Below are 19,153 nucleotides of genomic sequence, written 5' to 3' on the forward strand. Positions count from 1 at the left end.
TATATGGGCAAGGGTGTGGTTCTTAGAAGGTTCAACGTCGGCGTGCCCTATACGCTTGCCGTGTGGCGTCCGGCCCGAAAGGCTGGTTCAACGGTTGCGGAAAAATTCACAACGGTTCTAAAGGAAGTCGCCAACGAGATGCGGGCAACMTTGCTGTCTGCGATGGACAAAATCTAACTGGAACGGCCTTCGATATATGGTCGCCAAGCCTCAACCTAGTTTGCGCACGCTGTTGACTATGGCCTGCGCGAGTGTTTCGGCGGCGCGGGATGGTTTGGTGCGTGGATAGGCGATGTGGAACATATCCTCGAAAGTCATGCGGTCCGGGGAGAGTAGCCGCAGGCGGCCGTTGCGCACCCATTCGTCGGCATAGTGATCGGGCAGGAAGCCGATATAGGCGCCGGAGAGAAGCAGCAGTAGCGTCCCTTCCATATGCGGCGTCGCCGCCGCCCAATTGAACTTCACGCCGCAGATCGTTTCGTTCAGCATATAGGTGCGGCCGGCGAAGGATTGCGCCTCCAGGAGTTCGACGGTTAGCGCAGCGTCGGGCGTGTCGAATAGCGGATGCCCGACGGCGCAATAGAGCTTTTGCACCTCGGAAAAGGCTGGCTGGGTGCGGAAGTGCGGGCTCGTGCCGCTGACCGATGGCATGAGAACGATCTGGTAGGTCCCGTTCAGTAGGCCCTGGTGCAGAACCTGAGGCGCGGCGACGTCGATCTCAAGATGCACGCGTGGCGCCTGTCGGTGGAAGACGGCGAGTGCACCTTGAAGGTCCAGATCCCGATTGGTGATCATGGCGTCCACTGTCCCGAAGCTGAGGCTACCGGAAAGCTCGCCCTGTGCCTCGCCGATGCGGCTTTGGAATTTCTCCAGTGACCCAAAGAGTTCCAGTGTCGCCTCGTAGACGAGCCGTCCCTCATCCGAAAGCTGGAAGCCGCTGCGCCCTCGGCTGCACAGCCGCAGACCCAGGCGCTCTTCCAAGTGGCGCATATGGGTGGAGATCGTCGCTTGCGTCATCCCCAGTGCGGATTGCGCGGCGGAAAAGCCGCCATGCTGAACGACGGAGGCAAAGACACGCAGGAGCCTCAGTTCAGCGTCGCCGAGCGACAGATTCAGGATGCGGTGGCGAACCTTGTTGATCATGCATTGATTAAGGCACAACTAAACATGCGATCATAGATACTTTTAAACGTATTTGCCCTTCGCCACACTTCTCTCACCTGTGGAGGAGGTAATATGGCCAGCAATTCGTATGATTCCGGGCGTCTGAACCTGCCGTTCGTCGGCATCTGCACCTTCGGCAAATATCCCTACCAGCCGGATTGGGATGCGATCGACGCCGATGTGGCCATCCTCGGCGCGCCCTTCGACTGCGGCACGCAATGGCGGGCCGGCACCCGCTTCGGGCCGCGGGCCATCCGCGAGGCTTCGACGTTGTTCTCCTTCGGTCACGGCGGTGCCTATGACCACGAGGACGATGTCACCTATCTGCCGAGCGGCGCCGTTTCCATCGTCGATATTGGCGACGCCGACATCGTCCACACCGACACGGTGAAGAGCCATGCCAACATCGAGTTCGGCGTGCGCAAGATTTTGCAGGCCGGCGCGCTGCCCGTGGTGCTCGGCGGCGATCATTCCGTCAACATCCCCTGCGTCAATGCCTTTGCCGACGACTGCGCCAAGAATGGCCCGATCCACATCGTCCAGATCGACGCGCATCTCGATTTCGTCGACGAGCGCCATGGCGTGCGCTGCGGCCACGGCAACCCGATGCGTCGCGCCGCAGAAAAGCCCTATGTGAGCGGCCTGTCGCAACTCGGCATCCGCAACGTCTCCTCCACCGCCAGGGAAGGCTACGAGGATGCCCGCAGGATGGGCTCCGACATCCTGTCGGTGCGCCAGATCCGCGCGCTCGGCACGGAGGCGGTGGTCGGACGCGTGCCGGCCGGCGCGCGCTACTACGTCACCATCGACATCGACGGCTTCGACCCGTCGATCGCGCCGGGCACCGGCACGCCCTCGCACGGCGGCTTCATCTACTACGAGGTGCTGGAGATCCTGGCGGCTCTCGTCAAGCGCGGCAATATCGTCGGCATCGACCTTGTCGAGGTGGCGCCGGACTACGACCACACCGGCGGCACATCGATCCTCGCCGCGCAGGTGTTGATGAACCTCATCGGCCGCGTCATGCACGCCAGGAAGGGCTGAGCCATGGGGCGCATCCGCTACGATTTTTCCGGCGAGCAGGTGCTGGTCACGGGCGCGAGCCGCGGCATCGGCCGGGCGGTGGCAGAGGGTTTTGCCGCCGCCGGGGCCGAGGTGACGATCCTTTCATCCGGCCCGGGCATCCACGCGGCAGCGCGCGAGATGTCGGAGCGCTTCGGCCGCCCCATCCGGGCGATCGAATGCGACATCACCGACAGCACTGCGGTGAAGGCGGCGCTCGCGCCGCTCGGCCGCATCGACGTGCTCGTCAACAATGCCGGGCTGGAGCGCATCACGCCGCTGCTCTCCGAGGACGAGGCGGTCGAGGACACCTTCCGCCGCATCACCGACATCAACACGAACGGCACCTTCTACGTCACCCGCCATGCCGTGCCGCATATGGCCGAGGGCGGGCGCATCGTCGTCACCGCCTCGATCTGGAGCCGGGTCGCGGTGCCGGAATTTGCCGCCTACATCGCCTCCAAGCACGCCAATCTCGGCTTCACCCGCGTGATGGCGAAGGAACTGGGACCGAAGGGTATCCGCGTCAACGCCGTCTGCCCGGGCTGGGTGCACACCGAGGCGGCGATGCTGTCGCTGAAGAACATGTCGCTGCGCACTGGCCGTAGCGAAGAAGACCTGCTGGCCGAGATCGTCGGTGCGCAGGTTCTGCCCGGCCTGCTGGAGCCGGAGGATCTTGCCGCCCCATATCTCTTCCTCGCATCCGACGGGGCGAAGGATATGACGGGCCAAGCCTTGATGCTCGATCGCGGCGAGGTGATGGCATGAGCACGCGCGTCCTCATCACTGGCGCCTATCGCGGCATCGGCGCCGCATGCGCACTGGCTTTCGCGGCGACGGGTGCGCGCGTTGCGCTGGCCGACATCCGCAAGCCAGATGAAACGGCTGAGGCGGCCGCAAGGGCAGGGGCGTCGGAAACGCTGGCGCTTGCCTGCGATGTTTCCGACGAAAGCGCCGTCGCCGCCGTCGCCGCGGCGGTGCGCGAAAACTTCGGCGGGCTGGACGTGGTCGTGCATTGCGCGGGCGTCATTCACGAGGCGCCGCTGCTCGAAACGCCGGTTGCCGATTTCGACCGGGTGATCGCCATCAACCTGCGCGGCAGCTTCCTCGTCGGCAAGATGGCGCTGGAGTTGATGGAGGGCACGGCGGAGGCGCCCGCGCGGCTGATCATGATCGCCTCCGACATGGCCTATTACGGTCGCGAGACCTTTTCCCCCTATGTCGCCTCCAAGCACGGTGTGCTGGGGCTGGTGCGCTCTTGGGCAAAGGAATTCGCGCCGCGCGTGCTGGTCAACGCTATCTGCCCGGGCCCGATCGACACCGAGATGCTGGGCGCAGCCAACATGAGCGCCGAGTGGCGGGCGAAGGAACTCGCCATCCCGCTCGGCCGCTTCGGCAAGCCGGAAGAGATCGGCGAACTGGCGCTGTTCCTCGCCGGTCCGGGCGGACGCTACTTCACCGGCCAGGGTGTCGGCAGCAATGGCGGAAGCGTCATGCCATGATCAACAATCCCATTCCCTGGCCGAATGGCGCCAAATGCGCCGCCTGCATCACCTTCGACATGGATGCCGACAGCCTCATCCATATCGCCCATCCCGAGGACGGCCATAGCCGGGTTTCGGCAATCTCCATGCTGCAATACGGGCCGAAGGTGGCAATCCCGCGCATCGTCGAGAGCTATCGCCAGCTCGGCATCAAGCAGACCTTCTTCGTGCCGGCCTGGTGCATCGAGCGCTATCCGCAGGCCATCGAAGCCATCCTCGAAGGTGGCCACGAACTCGCCCATCACGGTTTCCTGCACGAGCACCCGCGCGAACTCTCCGACGAGGACGAGGCCTACTGGCTCGACCGCGGCATCGAGGTGATTTTCAAGGCAAGTGGCAGGAAGCCGCGCGGCTGGCGGGCGCCGCTCTATAACTTCTCCCATCGCTCGGCCGACCTGCTGGTGTCGCGTGGCTTCGACTACGACGCCTCGCTGATGGGCGACGACATTCCTTACCTGCTGCAATGCGAGGCCGGCAGCCTCGTCGAGCTCCCCTCGCACTGGGGCCTCGACGACTGGCCGCAATATGTCCAGTCGATGGACCTCGACTACATGATGCCGATCCGTGCGCCGGAGCAGGGTTTTGCCGCCTTCGTGCAGGAGTTCGAGGCCGCCTACCGCCACGGCGCGCTGTGGATTCCCGTCGTGCATCCCTTCGCCACCGGGCGGCTGGCGCGCTGGGAAGTGGTGCACCGCTTCCTCGAACAGGTCCTTGCACGCGGCGACGTCTGGTTCGCGCCGATGGAAGAAATCGCCGCCCATGTGCGGCGCGTCACCGACAACGGCAGCTGGTCGCCGAGGATCGACCAGCTGCCCTTCTATACCGAGCCCGTGCGGGTTCGGTGACGGCGAGGGGGCGGGTGCGCCCGCCTTCGAAGATCGGCGGCTGATGGAGCCGCATTTACTTCGCGGAAAGACGCCAAAAGGCGCGGCGCGAAAAGGGGAACGACCATGGAAAACAACGATATCGCCTGGCAGGACGAACTGAGGCGGCGTGCCCGCATCTATGAGGACATTGAAGCGGGCAACCGTTTCGAGGGCGTGTTGACCGCGCTCGACTACATGGGCATGGCCGTACTGACGCTTGCCCTCGTCACCACCTTCTGGATCTGGGGGGCCTGAGATGACCGATCATGTCGCCCATGGTGGTCTTCCGGCCGCCGAAATCGAACGCCAGGACGTCGCCCGCCATCGCGCCGCCGCCGAGCGCGGCGATGCGCCGCTCCTGCCCTCCGAGAGGCTTTGGGGCTTCTGGGAATTCACCTATGCCAATTCGGCGCTTGCCATCGCTACCTGGGCCTTCCTGATCGGCGGCGCGGTCGGCCTGTTCGTCGGGCCGAAGGAAGGCATTGCCGCCATCATCATCGGCAACATCATCGGCGTCGTGCTGACGGCGCTCGCCACCACCTGCATGTCGGGGCGCTACGGCATCGAGCAGTTCATCGGGCTGCGCAGCCAGTTCGGCTACAACGGCAGCCGTGTCGTCTATGTGCTGGCGGTGGTGCTCCTCACCATGGGCTGGCTTGCGGTGCTTGCCATGATGTTCGGCCGCTCGATCGACGGGCTGATGGCGCTCAGCTCCGGCGAGGCTGCGAACCCGACCGGCGTCAAAATGATCATAGCGGCTGTCGGTGCCATCCTGCTCACCTGGTTCATCGTCGCCAAGGGGCCGACGTCGATCAAGTTCTTCAACATGGTCGTGTCGCCGGCTCTGGTGATCCTGATGGTGGTGATGCTCTATCTCATCCTCAACCAGCGGTCCTTCAGCGAGCTTCTGACGCTGCCTGCGCTCGATCCGCCTTTCGAGGACAAGACGCTGAACTTCATCGTCGCGGTGGAGGTCAACCTTGCCGCGGGCTTCTCTTGGTGGCCCTATATCGGCAATCTGGCGCGCCTCACGAAAAACGAGCGCACCGCCTTCTGGCCGAACATCCTCGGCATCTTCGGCGCGGCCGCGCTTGGCGAGATCGTCGGGCTCCTGGCGGCCGTGGCGCTCGGCGAAAGCGATCCGACGATCTGGATGACCAAGATCGCCGGCCCGATCATCGGCATCGTCGCGCTGCTCTTCGTCGCCTTCGCCAACATGACCTCGATGGCGAACATCCTCTACACCTCCATCGTCGGTCTCCGGCAGGTGGGAACGACATCGGTACGGCGCATTCCCTGGGGCACGCTGCTCTTCCTGTTCTGCCTCATCCCGTTCGGCCTCGTGGTCTTCTATCCGCAGATGTATGACGGGTTCTTCATCTTCCTCGTCTGGACCTCGGCGCTCAATTCCGCGCTCGCCGGCATCGGCATCGTCGACTACTTCTTCCTGCGCGGCCAGAAGCTCGACATGCGCAGCCTGCACGGCCCGCAGGAAAACGGCCCCTACCGCTTCTGGGCCGGGTTCAACCCGATCGGTCTTCTCGCGCTCGCCGTCGGCTTCATCGTCTACGTCGCCATCTTCAATCCGCAGACGCTCGCCAGCCTGCCGGCCTTCAAATACCTCACCGCGTCCATCCCCGCATGTCTTGCGGCGGGTGCGGTCCACTACGTCCTGACCCGGTTGTTCGCCCGCGGGCGCGGCTGGGGCCTCTATCCGTAACCAACGGGGCATACCGTCATGACCAACACCTACGACTACATCATCATCGGCGCCGGATCGGCCGGCTGCGTGCTCGCCAATCGTCTTTCGGAAGACCCGGCCACGAAGGTCCTGGTGCTGGAATATGGCGGCAGCGACAAGTCGATCTTCATCCAGATGCCGACAGCGCTGTCCATTCCGATGAACGGCACGAAGTACAACTGGAAGTACATGACCCTGCCGGAACCGGGCCTCGACGGCCGGCAGGTCCACTGCCCGCGTGGAAAAGTCCTCGGCGGCTCGTCCTCGATCAACGGGCTCGTCTACATGCGCGGCCATGCCCGCGACTTCGACGAGTGGGAGGAGCTGGGGGCGCGCGGATGGCGCTATGCCAATTGCCTGCCCTATTTCCAGCGCGCCGAAAGCTGGCAGGACGGGGGCGACGCCTATCGCGGCGCCTCCGGTCCGCTCGCCACCAATGCCGGCAACAAGATGAAGAATCCGCTCTACCAGGCCTTCGTCGATGCCGGCCACGAAGCGGGTTACATCACCACGGAAGACCCGAACGGCCATATGCAGGAGGGCTTCGGCCCCATGCACATGACGGTGAAGGACGGCGTGCGCTGGTCGACGGCCAACGCCTACCTGAAGCCGGCAATGAGCCGGCCGAACCTCACTGTCGTCACCCATGCGATGACGCGACGCGTGCTGCTGGAGGGCAAGCGCGCCGTCGGCGTCGAATACGAGCTGGGCGGCGAACGCTTCGTGGCGATGGCCACCCGCGAGGTGCTGATCGCTTCCGGCCCGATCGGCTCGCCGCATCTGCTGCAGCGCTCCGGCATCGGCCCGGCGGCGGTGCTACGTCAGGCGGGCGTCGAGGTGCTGCATGACTTGCCGGGCGTCGGCGAGAACCTGCAGGACCATTCCGAGGTCTATATCCAGTATGCCTGCAAGGAGCCGATCACGCTGAACGGCAAGATGGGGCTCTTCAGCCGCGCCCTGATCGGCGCGGAATGGCTACTGTTCAAGAAGGGGCTTTCGGTTACCAATCATTTCGAGAGCGGCGGCTTCATCCGCTCCGACGTGTTGCTCGAATGGCCGGACATCCAGTTCCACTTCCTGCCCGCCGCCATGCGCTATGACGGCAAGAAGCCGCTCGACGGCCATGGCTTCATGGTGCTGACCGGGCCGAACAAGCCGAAGAGCCGCGGCTACGTGCGCCTGCGCTCGCCGGAGGCGCACGAGCAGCCGGACATCCTTTTCAACTATCTCGACCGCGAGGAGGACCGCGAGGGTTTCCGCCGCTGCCTGCGGCTGACTCGCGAGATCATCGCCCAGCCGGCCTTCGACCGGTTCCGCGGCGAGGAGATAGCGCCTGGCACGGATGTGCGCAGCAATGACGAGATAGACGCCTGGGTGCGCGAGACGATGGAAAGCACCTATCACCCCTGCGGCTCGTGCCGCATGGGTGAGGATGCCATGGCCGTGGTCAACAGCGACCTCAAAGTGCGCGGTCTCGCGGGGCTTCGGGTTATCGACAGTTCCGTCTTCCCCGCCGAGCCGAACGCCAACCTCAACGCGCCGACCATTATGCTGGCCGAGCGCGCCTCCGACATTGTGCGCGGCAAGCCACTGCTCGCCGCCTCCAATGCGGAAGTGGGCGTTGCGCCCGGCGTTGGCGTAACACAGCGCAGCGGTACGCCGGTGCGCCCCGTACCGTACTGAGGGGCGGGGGATGTTGCGGGGCATTGGTTACGTCATTGCGCGCCGGGATCACGACGATCCGGAGGAGCCGCGTGAATGGGCGCTCTTCATCGAGGCCTTTTTTCGCGGGCTGGTGGCCCGCTTCGACAACCGCGCCGGCCCGCGCCGGCCGCCCGCAACTCGGGAGCGGCCTCAGGGCCGGGAAAGTGCTTCGGCGAGACGGTCAAGATAGGGCTTCATCCGTTCGGCCGGAACACCGGCATAGCCGAGGATAAGCGCGCCCGGCCGGGGCGTGGCAATCGTATAGTCGGAGAGCGGATAGCATTGTAGCCCAGCCTCGAGCACGGCGCGATGGGCTGTCCGGTCCTCCCGGCCGCCGTTCAGCCAGGCGAGCGCGTTGAGCCCGCTTTCGGAACAGTCGATGCGGGCAAGGCCGGCTAGTGTCGCCCGTCCCGCTTCCATAAACGCCTCGCGGCGCTCTGCGTAAAGGCCGCGCATGCGGCGCAAATGGCTGGCGAAATGGCCGCCGCCGATGAATTCGGCAAGCGCAAGCTGGGCTTCCACCGGTACGCTGCGGTGGATCAGGCCCGAAAGGTTGCGGAAGGCGCCGACGAGTTGTGGCGACAGCACGAGATAGCCGACGCGGATGCCCGGATAGAGCGCCTTGCTGAAACTGCCCGCATAGATCACCCGGTCATGGCTGTCGATGGAACGCATGGAAGGCAGCGGCGCGCCGTCGTAGCGAAACTCGCTGTCGTAGTCGTCCTCGATGATCCAGGCATCGTTGGCCCGCGCCCATTCCAGCAGCGCCAGTCGGCGCGGCAGCGACAGCGTCACCCCGAGCGGATGATGGCGCGACGGCATGACGAAGGCGAACCGGGCGTCGGGATGGCGCGCCATGGCGCCCGCGACATCCATGCCGTCGTTATCCACGTGGGTCGGGCACAGGCGTAGCCCGAGTGTGCGGAACAGGTTGCTTGTGGTCACCGGGCCGGGATCCTCGAACCAGATCCCGTCGCCGGGATTGGCGAGCGCCAGCGCGGCGAGCGTGAAGGCGGCATGTCCGCCGGGCGTGATGACGATCTGTTCCGGGTCGCAGGGATCGCGCCGGTGCAGGGCGAGGTATTCGGCAATCCTTTGGCGCAGCACCAGCTCTCCGGCAACGTCGCCATAACCCATGGCGGCCTTGCCGCCGCGTGTTACCGCATTCCAACACTTGCGCCAGACAGCGAAGGGAAAGTGATCGAGCGCCGGCTGGTTGGGCAGGAAGGGCTTTTGCTCCATCTGGCCGATTGCGGCCGATACGTCGCGCGACAGGTCGCCGATACGCGACAGACGGGGCAACGCGCTGTCCGGCGCATCACCGCGCGCGGGTGTCAATCGCGGTTTCGCCGACGGGCGCGGCAGGGCCGCCGAGACGAAGGTGCCGGCGCCCTGCCGTGCCTCGAGGTAACCTTCCGCCTTCAGGTTCTCCAGCACCCGCACCAGGGTCTGGCGCGACAGACCAAGCTCCCCGGCAAGGATGCGGCTTGCCGGCAGGCGCGTGCCGGCGCGCAAGTGCCCGTGCAGGATCGCCGTGCGCAACTGGTCCTGCACCTGGCGGAACTTCGGCAGAGCTGCCGCCGCGTCGAGGCGAAGGAAGGGCAGGATCGGGCCTTCGAACTGTTTGGCCATCGGCGTACTCTGAAAATTGGTACAGTTGAATGCACAATAATGGACGTTTGATTGTTGTCCACTTGTTACATCCTGCCCCTACACGAAAACGCACCGATGCAGCCCCCGAGGACGCAGACAGGTGCAAGGGGAACCGGGACGGGCGGCGCGGCCGACGACCGGATGCAAGGACCAACGCAGCCATCGCCCACGAACCGTCGCTGACGGTCAACAGGAGGACTCCATGAACCGTATTGTATCGCGCGCATTCGTTTCCACGCTGGCCCTCGCGGCCGCCTTGCCGGGCCTTGCCCGCGCCGAGGCCCCGCAGGCGCTTGTGGACGCCGCCACGAAGGAAGGCATGCTGACGGTCATCGCGCTGCCGCATGACTGGTGTAACTACGGCGAGGTCATCGAAGGCTTCAAGGCCAAGTACCCCGGCATCACCGTCAACGAGTTGAACCCCGATGCGGGCACTGCCGACGAACTGGAGGCGATCCGCGCCAACAAGGGCAATACGGGACCGCAGGCGCCCGACGTCGTCGACCTCGGCCTCGCCTTTGCACCTACGGCCGCCGAAGAAGGGCTGCTGCAGCCCTACAAGGTGGCGACCTGGGACGAAATTCCGGCCAACATCAAGGACGCGAACGGCCATTGGTATGGCGACTACTACGGCGTCATGGCCTTCGGCGTAAACAGGGACTTGCTCGATACCATGCCGTCCGACTGGGCGGATCTGCTCAAGCCCGAATATTCCGGCGCCGTCGCGCTGACGGGTGATCCACGTTCCTCGGCGCAGGCGATCCTCGCGCTGATGTCGGCGGGTATTTCGCGCGGTGCAAAGCCGGGTGCTGAGTCCGGCGCCAAGGGGCTCGAACTCTTTGCAGAACTCAATAAGGCCGGCAATTTCGTGCCGGTGCTCGGTAAGGCCGGTACCATCGCCCAGGGTCAGACGCCGATCATCGCTGCCTGGGACTATAACCTGCTCGCCTGGCGCGACGGCCTGAATGGCAACCCGCCGATGGACGTGGTTGTGCCGGCAAGCGGCGTTGTAGCCGGCGTCTATGTTCAGGCGATTTCGGCCTATGCACCGCATCCGAACTCCGCCAAGCTGTGGATGGAATATCTCTATTCCGATGAAGGCCAGACCGGCTGGCTGAAGGGGTACTGCCACCCGGCGCGCTTCAACGCCATGCTGAAGGCCGGCAAGTTCCCGCAGGAGCTGCTCGATAAGCTGCCACCGGCGGAGGCTTATGAAAAGGCGGTCTTTCCGACGGTGGACGAACAGGCGGCCAACAAGACTGCCGTCGTCGAAGGCTGGGACGAGGTCGTCGGCGCCAACGTGAAATAAGACTTGCCGTTCGGTTGGGAGGCTTCATCTGCGGCGAAGCCTCCTGCCCGGTCGCCCCTTGTCGGGAGTACTTTAGGAAAAATCCGATGACGACAATCGCCGCATCCCTACCGGCCGCCCTCAGGCGGCGCCAGGTTTTCAACTGGTTCGGGGTCGCCCCCTTCTTCCTCTTCGCCCTCCTGTTCCTCATCCTGCCGACGCTCAACATCGTGCTCGGCGCCTTCCGCAATGCGGAGGGGCAGGCGACGCTGGAAAACCTCGGCAAGCTCTTCTCACCGTCCATCCGGTCGGCGTTCTGGATCTCCATCGAACTCAGCCTGCTGACCGCGGCACTCGGTTGCGTCTTCGGCTTTCTTATCGCCGCCGCGATCACGCGCGGCGACCTGCCGCGCTCCTTGCGCAACGCCATTCTCACCTTCTCCGGCGTGGCATCGAATTTCGCTGGCGTGCCGCTCGCCTTCGCCTTCATCGCCACGCTTGGCCGCCTCGGCTTCGTGACGATGCTGCTGCGCCACTGGTTTGGCATCAATCTCTACGGCTCCGGATTCAACATCGTCTCCTTCCTCGGCCTGGCGCTCACCTATCTCTATTTCCAGATCCCGCTGATGGTGTTGATCATCACGCCGGCGCTGGACGGGTTGCGGCGCGAATGGCGTGAGGCGGCTGAAAGCCTCGGTGCCAGCGGCTTCCAGTACTGGCGCATTGTGGCGCTACCGGTTCTATGGCCCTCGCTTCTCGGCACGCTGGCGCTGCTCTTCGCCAACGCCTTCGGCGCCGTCGCCACGGCCATCGCGCTCACCGGCTCGTCGCTTTCCATCGCGCCAATCGTGCTCTTTGCGCAGATCCGCGGCGACGTGCTCAACGATCCGCATCTGGGTTACGCCATCGCGTTTGCCATGATCGCGCTCACCGGCATCGCCAACGGCATCTACATCCTCCTGCGCATGCGCGCCGAAAGGTGGGTCAAATGACGGGTAGACGCTTCTGGTCCTGGCTCGCCGTCGCCCTGGGTGGGTTCTATTTTCTGCTTCCGCTGATCGGCATGTTTGATTTCTCGCTGCGCATGCAACGCGACGGCTACAGTTTCGAGGCCTATCGTATCGTGCTGGCCGACCCGCAATTCCAGCAGACCTTCGGTTACTCGGTGGCTTTGGCCTTGCTGACTATCGTGCTCGGCATTCTGATTGTGGTGCCGACGGCCTATTTCGTGCGGCTGCGCTTTCCCGGCCTGCGCCCGATCGTGGAATTCATCACGCTGCTACCGCTGGTCATTCCGCCGATCGTCATCGTCTTCGGCTATATCCGCATCTACAACACCTCTTCCATCCTGCCGCTGACGGGCAGCTGGTGGGGCACCAATGTCCTGCTGCTGTTCGGCTATGCGACACTGGCGCTGCCCTACATGTACCGTTCGGTGGACACGGGCCTGCGCGCCATCGACATTGCCAGCCTCACCGAAGCCGCACAGAGTCTCGGGGGAGGGTGGACGCGCATCCTCGCCATCGTCATCCTGCCGAACGTCTTCGTCTCGGTGCTGTCGGGCGCCTTCCTGACCTTTGCCATCGTCATCGGCGAGTACGTCTTCGCAGCCCTGCTGAACGTCAATTCCTTCGGTCCCTACATGGTCTGGATGGGTGGCAACCGCGCCTACGAGCCTTCGGCGCTGGCGGTGGTCTCCTTCGCGATCACCTGGGCCTGCATGGGGTTGATCCAGCTTTTCACTCGCTTTTCCAAATTCTCCACCGTGAGGCACTGAACCATGGCCTTCCTCGACATCCATCACCTGGAAAAGTCCTTCGGCACGCTGCGCGTCGTCAAGGACTTCAACCTCGGCATCGAGAAGGGCGAATTCGTCTCCTTCCTCGGCCCGTCCGGCTGCGGCAAGACGACGGTGCTGCGCATGGTGGGGGGCTTCGAGACGCCAACCGCCGGCGAAATCCGCATCGACGGGCGGAATATCACCGACGTGCCAGCCAACCGACGAAAGATCGGCATGGTGTTTCAGGCCTATGCGCTGTTTCCGAACCTGACCGTCGCGCAGAACATCGGCTTCGGCCTGCGTGTCGCGGGCGAGAGCAAGGCCAAGACGCGCGCGCGGGTCGACGAAATGCTGGATCTGATCGGCCTGCCGCAACTCGGCGAGCGCTATCCCTTCCAGCTGTCAGGCGGCCAGCAACAGCGCGTGGCGCTGGCTCGCGCGCTTGCGGTCCGCCCGCAGGTGCTGCTTCTTGATGAGCCGTTGTCGGCGCTCGATGCGAAGATCCGCGTCAGCCTGCGCGAGGAAATTCGCCGCATCCAGCGCGAGCTCGGCATTACTACCATTTTCGTGACGCACGATCAGGAGGAAGCACTCTCCATGTCGGATCGCGTCGTGGTGATGCATCAAGGCGTTGCCGACCAGGTCGGCACGCCGTTCGAAATCTACAACCGGCCGGCGACGCGCTTCGTGGCGCAGTTCGTCGGCACGCTGAACCTGCTGGACGCCGATTTGTTGGATGCCGCCGCTGGTCGGATCCGGCTGGGCGACGTGCCGGTAGCGTTGAACCGGACATTGCCCGGCCGCACCGGCGACCGCATCAGCCTGGCACTTCGGCCGGAATCGGTGGCACTGGGCCGCAAGGAGGAGGGCAACGTCGTCCTCTCGGGCCACATCGCGGAGGTGCATTTCCTCGGCTCGGTGATCCGCATCCGCGTCGCGTTGGCCGGCCAGATCGTCTCGCTCGACACCTTCAACCAACCCGACCGGCCGCCGCCCTCGGTCGGCACCGCGGTCGAGGTCAGCGTGGCCGATCGCGACCTACTGGTGCTTGCCGCCTGACGGACAGACCCGGAGCCAATCTGACAACTTGCGAAGGAGCCGGTGTGGTGACCGACATGCCATGGAACGCCCTGCCACGCCTGGATTGGCGGGCGACAATTGCAGGCCTCAGCGCGGCAAACCGTGCCCGGCTTGCTGCGCGGGCGCGTAGCGCGCCGCTGTTTGCCCATGCCTATGCCTTTCATCTCAACATGCGCTTCGGCGGGATGACGCCGCTGCATCTTGCCGAGTTCGCCCATGCGCAGCGTCTTTCCGGACTGAAGATCCATGTCGAGGACGGCGAACAGGCCAGCCTCGCCGGGATGTCGGACGATGCGCTACGCGCCTATGGAGAGGCGATGGAGTCGTTCGGGCTGGAACTTCATGTCGAGACCAGCAAGACGGAGGCGGCCGGGCTTTCGGATGCGGTGCGCATCGCGCTTGCCGCCGGCGCCACCTCGCTTCGCTGCTATCCGCGTTATGAGGGGCACATTTCTCAGATCATCGACTGGACGATCGCGGATCTGCGGCGCCTGAACGAATTCGACCCGCAGGGAAGGCTTCGTTTCACGCTTGAACAGCACGAGGATCTGAAATCCAACGAACTGATCCACATCCTCCAGGCCGTCGCCAATCCACGCCTCAGTCTGCTGTTCGATTTCGGCAATATGATCAACGCCTACGAACTACCGCTGCCGGCGCTGGCGGCTCAGGCGCCCCATATCACCGAGGTGCATGTGAAGGACTGTCTCATCCAATCGGACCGTGGCGGCGGGGCGCATCTCGCCTGCTTAACGGGAGAGGGGCATCTGCCGATGCAGGCGATGCTCGTGGAACTGCTGCTTCTTGGCGAGGATCGACCACAGGTCCTGGCCTTCGGGCTGGAGGAGGAGGAGGGCTATTTCGCCCCCGCCCTGCGCTTTCCGTCGGAAGGGCCGGATCCCTTCATCGCCGCCCGGACTGCCAGCTTCACGGAAATCGGGACCGGTGACCTGGATGCGCGGTTGCGGCAGGAGACCGCCGCAGCCCACCGGCAGGTCGAAACCGTTAGAAGCATGCTCGGCGATATCGCGACCGAGGCCGAAAGGACCGAAAAATGAACCCTCGAGAGGCCTGCCCGCCAGCATTTCTGGCACTCGCGACCGCCATGGCCGATGCGGCCGCCGACGTGATCCGCCCGCATTTCCGCAAGCGCGTCACGATCGATGCCAAGCCGGACGCCAGCCCCGTCACCATCGCCGACCGTGATGCGGAAGCGGCGATGCGCCGGATGATCGAAGCCCATTTCCCCGAACACGGCATCCGGGGCGAGGAATTCGGTTCCTGCCGGACCGATGCGCAATGGGTCTGGGTGCTCGACCCGATTGACGGTACGAAGTCCTTTATCTCCGGCTCACTGGCCTTCGGCACGCAGATCGCACTGGTGCATCAGGGCGTGCCAGTCCTCGGCATCATCGACCAGCCTATAACCAAAGAGCGCTGGGTTGGCCGTCGCGGATCGCCGACTCTCTTCAATGGCGCACTGGTGCGTACGAGCGACACCACCCGCCTCGATGAGGCGATCGTCTACACCTCCGCCCTGGAGCAATTCGATCACCTGGCCAGGGAACGCTTTTCAGACCTGGCGATGGAAGCCCGTTTCACGCGCATGTCGCATGACTGCTATGCCGCCGGCTTGCTCGCGCTTGGCACTGTCGACCTCTTGGTCGAGAGCAAGGTGTTCGACTACGACATCCTGCCGCAGATACCGATCATCGAGGGCGCCGGAGGGATCGTTTCGGACTGGAACGGGCGTCCGCTGGACGATTCGAGCCAATACGAAACCGTCCTGATGGCCGCGAACGAGACGCTGCACGCGGCAGCGCTCGAGCGCCTGCGGCACAAATGACCTTCGCAGGGGCGCCGGCAGATGTGGCGAGCACATCGCGGCAAAAAAGCACAAATTGTCGGCGCAGCCTGACCGGGTATCTTGAGGAGATCTTCGTTTGCGGTCACCATTGTGCAACCTGAAGCTCCAAAATCTACAAGTCTCAGTGCAATCAGGCCCCCGCAACCAACCACACCGGCAAAGCCGCCCACTCGGGACATTCGACCAAAAGCGCCTCCGCACCAGCGGCAAGGCGCCTTTTTGCGTTTCTGCTCCGTGAGCAACTCGCCGCTCAGCAAAAACTGTATCCAGCCTCGCCGGAATGTTCCGCTTCATACATGCGGCTAAATTGCATCTCGATCCTTCGGGTTCGCTTGCCACCCTTTAAGCCCATATTCCTTTGTAAGCAAACGCGTCCCACTTTCGGGAGACCCGCTTCTTGAGCGACGGGCTGTCCGTGGCAGTTACGCATCTCGATCCTTGCGATAGGGCTGAGAGGTTTGCCCGCCTACCAGCCCTCCGCCAGCACCCTTGCCAGCATGTCGGCAAAGAAATCGGCGCTTTGCCGTGACAGGCAGAGTGGTGGCTTGATCTTCAGCACGTTCAGGTGATCGCCGGTCGGCTGCATGATGACGCCGAGGTCGAGAAGCCGGTTGCAGATGGCCGCGGTTTCCGGCGTGGCCGGCTCCAGCGTTTCGCGGTCGCGAACGAACTCGAGGCCGAGATAAAGGCCCATCCCGTGCACCGCGCCGACGATCGCGAAGCGCTGGCCGAGCGCTTCCAGCCTGCTCCTGAGGTAATCGCCGACGGTGCGGGCGTTCTCCTGCAGCTTCTCGTCACGCATCGCGTCGAGCACGGCCATGCCGACGGTGCAGGATACCGGGCTGCCGCCGGCGGAGGAGAAGAAATAGCCTTCCTTCTCCAGCGAATCGGCGATCGCGCGCGAGGTGATGACCGCGCCGAGCGGATGGCCGTTGCCCATGCCCTTGGCGATGGTGATGATATCGGGCACCACGCCCTGCTCTTCGAAGCCCCAGAAATAATGGCCGAGCCGGCCATAACCGACCTGAACCTCGTCGGCGATCGTCACGCCGCCGCGTTCACGCACCAACCGGTACACCTCCTGCAGATAGCCCTTTGGCAGCGGGATGCCGCCGGCATTGCCGTAGACGCTCTCGGCGATGAAGCCGCCGAGCCTTTCGCCCCTGGCCTCGATCTTGGCGAGCGCCGCTTCGACATCGCCGATATAGCCGGCCGCCGAATCCGGGCCGCGATGCGCCCCGCGATAGGTGTTGGGCGACGTGACGGCGTGCACCCAGTCCGGCCGCGTCGTCAGGGCCTGCGGATTGTCGGCGATCGAGGTCGAGACGGCGTCGCTCGCCACCGTCCAGCCATGATAGGCCTCGAGCAGGCTGATGATGTTGCGGGCACCGGCACGCGCCCAGGCGAGTCGCAGCGCCAGGTCGTTGGCCTCGGAGCCGGAATTGACCAAGAACACCGTATCCAGCCCTTCGGGAGCGAGATCGGCGAGGCGCTTTGAGAACTCTGCGATCCCGGCGTAGTGGAAGCGCGAATTGGTGTTCAGGAGCGACCACTGTCGCCCGACGGCCGCGGAAAGCTTCTCGTGGCCGTGGCCGAGGATCGCGACGTTGTTGACCATGTCGAGATAGGCGCGGCCATTCATCGCGTACATCTGCTCGCGGTAGCCGCGCTCGATCTGCGGCGGCCGCTGGTAATAGTTCTTCTGCGGTCTGGCGAAATGCGCCTCGCGCACTTCGAGCAATGCTTCGCTTTCCAAGCCGGGAGCGTCGAAATCACCGCCGAAGAGGACCGATGGCGACGGGCAGAGGAGGGACCAGGCGCTTGCCTGATGCGGTATGACGAATGGCGGCGGAGTCAGACTCTTGTCGCGGCAGAACTGCACCTGCAGCTGGCCGGAAGCGACGACCTTGCCGATCGCGTCGCCGGCGCCGACCAACTGGCCGTCGACGATTGCGCTCTCGACGCCTTCTATCAGCAGAGAGACGTGGTCGCCGTCGATGCGCAGCCGGCCGGTTTCGCACGTGATGACGCCGGCGAACGGGGCGACCAGTCGGGAGCCGGCCGGAACCTGTGCCTCCATGCGGAGCGCATGGGTCGCGGGTGCGGTCGCCGCATGGTGCCGGGTGCGTGACAGGCGGTGTTCGCCGTAGCGGGTGACAGCCGCGCCGGTTTGCGCCGCCGCCCCCTGCAGCAATTTCTGCTCGATGCCCTCGTCGGCCCAATTGCCGCTTTCGAAGAGCGGGCTCAGCGAGTCCAGGCGTACCGTCCGGAAGGCGGGGGGCGGGACATCCGGCAGAAGCGGCTGCATCGCCGGCAACGACCGGGCAGCTTCTGCCATGCCGACCGCTTCCAGCACCGCCGCTTGCATGACCGCGATCGGCAGACCGGTCGCGACCTCGAAGATCGTCCGTTCATGCGCGATATTGCCCGCGGCGTATGCGTTGTCCGGCTCAAGCGCCAGCTGATTTTCGCCACTTGCCACCAGGACGCAGGCCCGTTGCACGACGAGCGGCCAGAGCGCCTTTAGTTCCGCCTCGTTGAGCGGATGCTCGGCATGGAAGGCGCGAACGGCGGGCAAGATAACGAAAGCATCGTCTGCGGCGTGGTGCAGCAACGCCGAACAGCAGACGGCCAGATCTGCCACCAACCAGCCGCGCGTCAGGTCGCCGAAATCGATCACCCCGCGCGGAATCGGGTTGCCGTCGGCATCGGGCGTGGCAACGACGTTGTCATCGGTAATGTCGTGATGGATCGCCTGGTTGCGCAGCCCGGAACGGAGCGGAGCGATATGGCGTTCGGCTTCTTCCAGCGCGGCAGCAATGCGCGTCACCACCCGTTTGTCGGGCACGGCGGCCAGAAGCGCGGCGGCGACAGGTCCCGCCTGCTGAAGGTCCCACTGGATCTGCCGGTCGAGGCCCTGATGATTGAAACTTTCAAGTCCTTTTGCCACCCGTCCGCACACCTGGCCAAGTGCTGCGACGGTGGCGGCAGGCAGGAATTTGCGCCTCGTCAGCGGTTCACCATCGAGGTAGTCGAGCAGGCGCACCTGGCAGGGTTGGCCGTTGATGTCGATCGACAGGATGTCGTCACCCGAGCGGGCGACGATCGTGCGCGGCACGAGGGGCATGAAGGCAGAGGCGGCAAGGTGCTGCATCGCCGCATTTTGCGCCTCGAGTTCGACGCGCCGATACTCGGCGTGGCAGATCTTCAGGACATAGCGCTCGCCGCCGGCATCAATGCGGAAATTCCGGTCCTGCTGGCTGCCGAGTTCGACGATATCGCCGGCAAGACCATAGTGCTCGCGAAAGATCACTTGCGCGTCGACGGCGGACACATTCGGCCTCGGCAGCTCTGCGCGCGCCACAGCGCCCTTTTGCAACATATCGTTTCTCCGGTGGTTTTCT

Annotated in this window: 16 protein-coding genes; 13 read left to right on the top strand and 3 right to left on the bottom strand. The window is 64.4% G+C overall.

Annotated features, from left to right (window positions below; all coding sequences use genetic code 11):
- Nucleotides 1–210: 210 nt before the first annotated feature.
- Nucleotides 211–1,143 (bottom strand): LysR family transcriptional regulator, encoded by a 933-nt coding sequence (locus AC1DDS_RS22135; RefSeq protein WP_477480821.1) that lies wholly within the window; start codon nucleotides 1,141–1,143, stop codon nucleotides 211–213.
- Nucleotides 1,144–1,236: 93 nt separating this feature from the next.
- On the opposite strand from AC1DDS_RS22135, the gene speB reads away from it, so the two are divergent.
- From speB to betA, 7 genes are all read left to right on the top strand, one after another.
- Entirely contained in the window at nucleotides 1,237–2,208 is a 972-nt protein-coding gene (speB, locus tag AC1DDS_RS22140) for an agmatinase (RefSeq protein WP_477480822.1), read from the top strand.
- Nucleotides 2,209–2,211: 3 nt separating this feature from the next.
- Entirely contained in the window at nucleotides 2,212–2,994 is a 783-nt protein-coding gene (locus AC1DDS_RS22145; protein WP_477480823.1) for an SDR family NAD(P)-dependent oxidoreductase, read from the top strand.
- The gene (locus AC1DDS_RS22150) at nucleotides 2,991–3,728 is read left to right on the top strand and encodes an SDR family NAD(P)-dependent oxidoreductase (RefSeq protein ID WP_477480824.1); all 738 of its coding nucleotides are present in this window, start codon (nucleotides 2,991–2,993) and stop codon (nucleotides 3,726–3,728) included. Before AC1DDS_RS22145 ends, AC1DDS_RS22150 begins: the two co-directional genes overlap by 4 nt.
- The gene (locus AC1DDS_RS22155) at nucleotides 3,725–4,615 is read left to right on the top strand and encodes a polysaccharide deacetylase family protein (protein WP_477480825.1); all 891 of its coding nucleotides are present in this window, start codon (nucleotides 3,725–3,727) and stop codon (nucleotides 4,613–4,615) included. Before AC1DDS_RS22150 ends, AC1DDS_RS22155 begins: the two co-directional genes overlap by 4 nt.
- Nucleotides 4,616–4,720: 105 nt before the next feature.
- Nucleotides 4,721–4,891 carry a hypothetical protein gene (locus AC1DDS_RS22160; RefSeq protein ID WP_477480826.1) on the top strand — a complete coding sequence of 57 codons (171 nt, stop codon included), beginning with the start codon at nucleotides 4,721–4,723 and terminating at the stop codon, nucleotides 4,889–4,891.
- A gap of 1 nt (nucleotide 4,892) precedes the next feature.
- Complete coding sequence (locus AC1DDS_RS22165; protein ID WP_477480827.1) at nucleotides 4,893–6,356, top strand: cytosine permease; 1,464 nt, start codon at nucleotides 4,893–4,895, stop codon at nucleotides 6,354–6,356.
- Between the two features lie 18 nt (nucleotides 6,357–6,374).
- Nucleotides 6,375–8,060, top strand: a complete 1,686-nt coding sequence (gene betA, locus AC1DDS_RS22170; protein ID WP_477480828.1) for a choline dehydrogenase — start codon at nucleotides 6,375–6,377, stop codon at nucleotides 8,058–8,060.
- A gap of 171 nt (nucleotides 8,061–8,231) precedes the next feature.
- Here betA and pdxR read toward each other — a convergent pair whose 3' ends face one another.
- Nucleotides 8,232–9,713 carry a MocR-like pyridoxine biosynthesis transcription factor PdxR gene (gene pdxR / locus AC1DDS_RS22175; protein WP_477480829.1) on the bottom strand — a complete coding sequence of 494 codons (1,482 nt, stop codon included), beginning with the start codon at nucleotides 9,711–9,713 and terminating at the stop codon, nucleotides 8,232–8,234.
- A 223-nt stretch (nucleotides 9,714–9,936) separates the two neighbouring features.
- On the opposite strand from pdxR, the gene AC1DDS_RS22180 reads away from it, so the two are divergent.
- From AC1DDS_RS22180 to AC1DDS_RS22205, 6 genes are all read left to right on the top strand, one after another.
- The gene (locus AC1DDS_RS22180; RefSeq protein ID WP_477480830.1) at nucleotides 9,937–11,043 is read left to right on the top strand and encodes an ABC transporter substrate-binding protein; all 1,107 of its coding nucleotides are present in this window, start codon (nucleotides 9,937–9,939) and stop codon (nucleotides 11,041–11,043) included.
- An 86-nt stretch (nucleotides 11,044–11,129) separates the two neighbouring features.
- Nucleotides 11,130–12,014 carry an ABC transporter permease gene (locus AC1DDS_RS22185; RefSeq protein ID WP_477480831.1) on the top strand — a complete coding sequence of 295 codons (885 nt, stop codon included), beginning with the start codon at nucleotides 11,130–11,132 and terminating at the stop codon, nucleotides 12,012–12,014.
- The gene (locus tag AC1DDS_RS22190) at nucleotides 12,011–12,799 is read left to right on the top strand and encodes an ABC transporter permease (RefSeq protein WP_477480832.1); all 789 of its coding nucleotides are present in this window, start codon (nucleotides 12,011–12,013) and stop codon (nucleotides 12,797–12,799) included. The genes AC1DDS_RS22185 and AC1DDS_RS22190 overlap by 4 nt, the downstream gene beginning before the upstream one ends.
- Nucleotides 12,800–12,802: 3 nt before the next feature.
- A complete protein-coding gene (locus tag AC1DDS_RS22195) occupies nucleotides 12,803–13,861 on the top strand; it encodes an ABC transporter ATP-binding protein (RefSeq protein ID WP_477480833.1) in 1,059 nt (352 codons plus the stop codon).
- A gap of 56 nt (nucleotides 13,862–13,917) precedes the next feature.
- Nucleotides 13,918–14,940: a sugar phosphate isomerase/epimerase family protein gene (locus tag AC1DDS_RS22200; RefSeq protein ID WP_477480863.1), complete on the top strand. Its 1,023-nt coding sequence runs from the start codon at nucleotides 13,918–13,920 to the stop codon at nucleotides 14,938–14,940.
- On the top strand, nucleotides 14,937–15,728 hold the full coding sequence (locus AC1DDS_RS22205) for an inositol monophosphatase family protein (RefSeq protein WP_477480834.1): 792 nt from the start codon (nucleotides 14,937–14,939) through the stop codon (nucleotides 15,726–15,728). Before AC1DDS_RS22200 ends, AC1DDS_RS22205 begins: the two co-directional genes overlap by 4 nt.
- Before the next feature lie 487 nt (nucleotides 15,729–16,215).
- Here AC1DDS_RS22205 and AC1DDS_RS22210 read toward each other — a convergent pair whose 3' ends face one another.
- Complete coding sequence (locus AC1DDS_RS22210; protein WP_477480835.1) at nucleotides 16,216–19,131, bottom strand: aminotransferase; 2,916 nt, start codon at nucleotides 19,129–19,131, stop codon at nucleotides 16,216–16,218.
- Nucleotides 19,132–19,153: the final 22 nt, after the last annotated feature.

The organism is Mycoplana sp. 10N416 (genome assembly GCF_056394765.1).

What these genes read in the sequence shown, in the direction of transcription:
- AC1DDS_RS22135 (WP_477480821.1), bottom strand. Translation starts at nt 1,143, where the DNA reads ATGATCAACAAGGTTCGCCACCGCATCCTGAATCTGTCGCTCGGCGAC.
- speB (WP_477480822.1), top strand. Translation starts at nt 1,237, where the DNA reads ATGGCCAGCAATTCGTATGATTCCGGGCGTCTGAACCTGCCGTTCGTC.
- AC1DDS_RS22145 (WP_477480823.1), top strand. Translation starts at nt 2,212, where the DNA reads ATGGGGCGCATCCGCTACGATTTTTCCGGCGAGCAGGTGCTGGTCACG.
- AC1DDS_RS22150 (WP_477480824.1), top strand. Translation starts at nt 2,991, where the DNA reads ATGAGCACGCGCGTCCTCATCACTGGCGCCTATCGCGGCATCGGCGCC.
- AC1DDS_RS22155 (WP_477480825.1), top strand. Translation starts at nt 3,725, where the DNA reads ATGATCAACAATCCCATTCCCTGGCCGAATGGCGCCAAATGCGCCGCC.
- AC1DDS_RS22160 (WP_477480826.1), top strand. Translation starts at nt 4,721, where the DNA reads ATGGAAAACAACGATATCGCCTGGCAGGACGAACTGAGGCGGCGTGCC.
- AC1DDS_RS22165 (WP_477480827.1), top strand. Translation starts at nt 4,893, where the DNA reads ATGACCGATCATGTCGCCCATGGTGGTCTTCCGGCCGCCGAAATCGAA.
- betA (WP_477480828.1), top strand. Translation starts at nt 6,375, where the DNA reads ATGACCAACACCTACGACTACATCATCATCGGCGCCGGATCGGCCGGC.
- pdxR (WP_477480829.1), bottom strand. Translation starts at nt 9,713, where the DNA reads ATGGCCAAACAGTTCGAAGGCCCGATCCTGCCCTTCCTTCGCCTCGAC.
- AC1DDS_RS22180 (WP_477480830.1), top strand. Translation starts at nt 9,937, where the DNA reads ATGAACCGTATTGTATCGCGCGCATTCGTTTCCACGCTGGCCCTCGCG.
- AC1DDS_RS22185 (WP_477480831.1), top strand. Translation starts at nt 11,130, where the DNA reads ATGACGACAATCGCCGCATCCCTACCGGCCGCCCTCAGGCGGCGCCAG.
- AC1DDS_RS22190 (WP_477480832.1), top strand. Translation starts at nt 12,011, where the DNA reads ATGACGGGTAGACGCTTCTGGTCCTGGCTCGCCGTCGCCCTGGGTGGG.
- AC1DDS_RS22195 (WP_477480833.1), top strand. Translation starts at nt 12,803, where the DNA reads ATGGCCTTCCTCGACATCCATCACCTGGAAAAGTCCTTCGGCACGCTG.
- AC1DDS_RS22200 (WP_477480863.1), top strand. Translation starts at nt 13,918, where the DNA reads ATGCCATGGAACGCCCTGCCACGCCTGGATTGGCGGGCGACAATTGCA.
- AC1DDS_RS22205 (WP_477480834.1), top strand. Translation starts at nt 14,937, where the DNA reads ATGAACCCTCGAGAGGCCTGCCCGCCAGCATTTCTGGCACTCGCGACC.
- AC1DDS_RS22210 (WP_477480835.1), bottom strand. Translation starts at nt 19,131, where the DNA reads ATGTTGCAAAAGGGCGCTGTGGCGCGCGCAGAGCTGCCGAGGCCGAAT.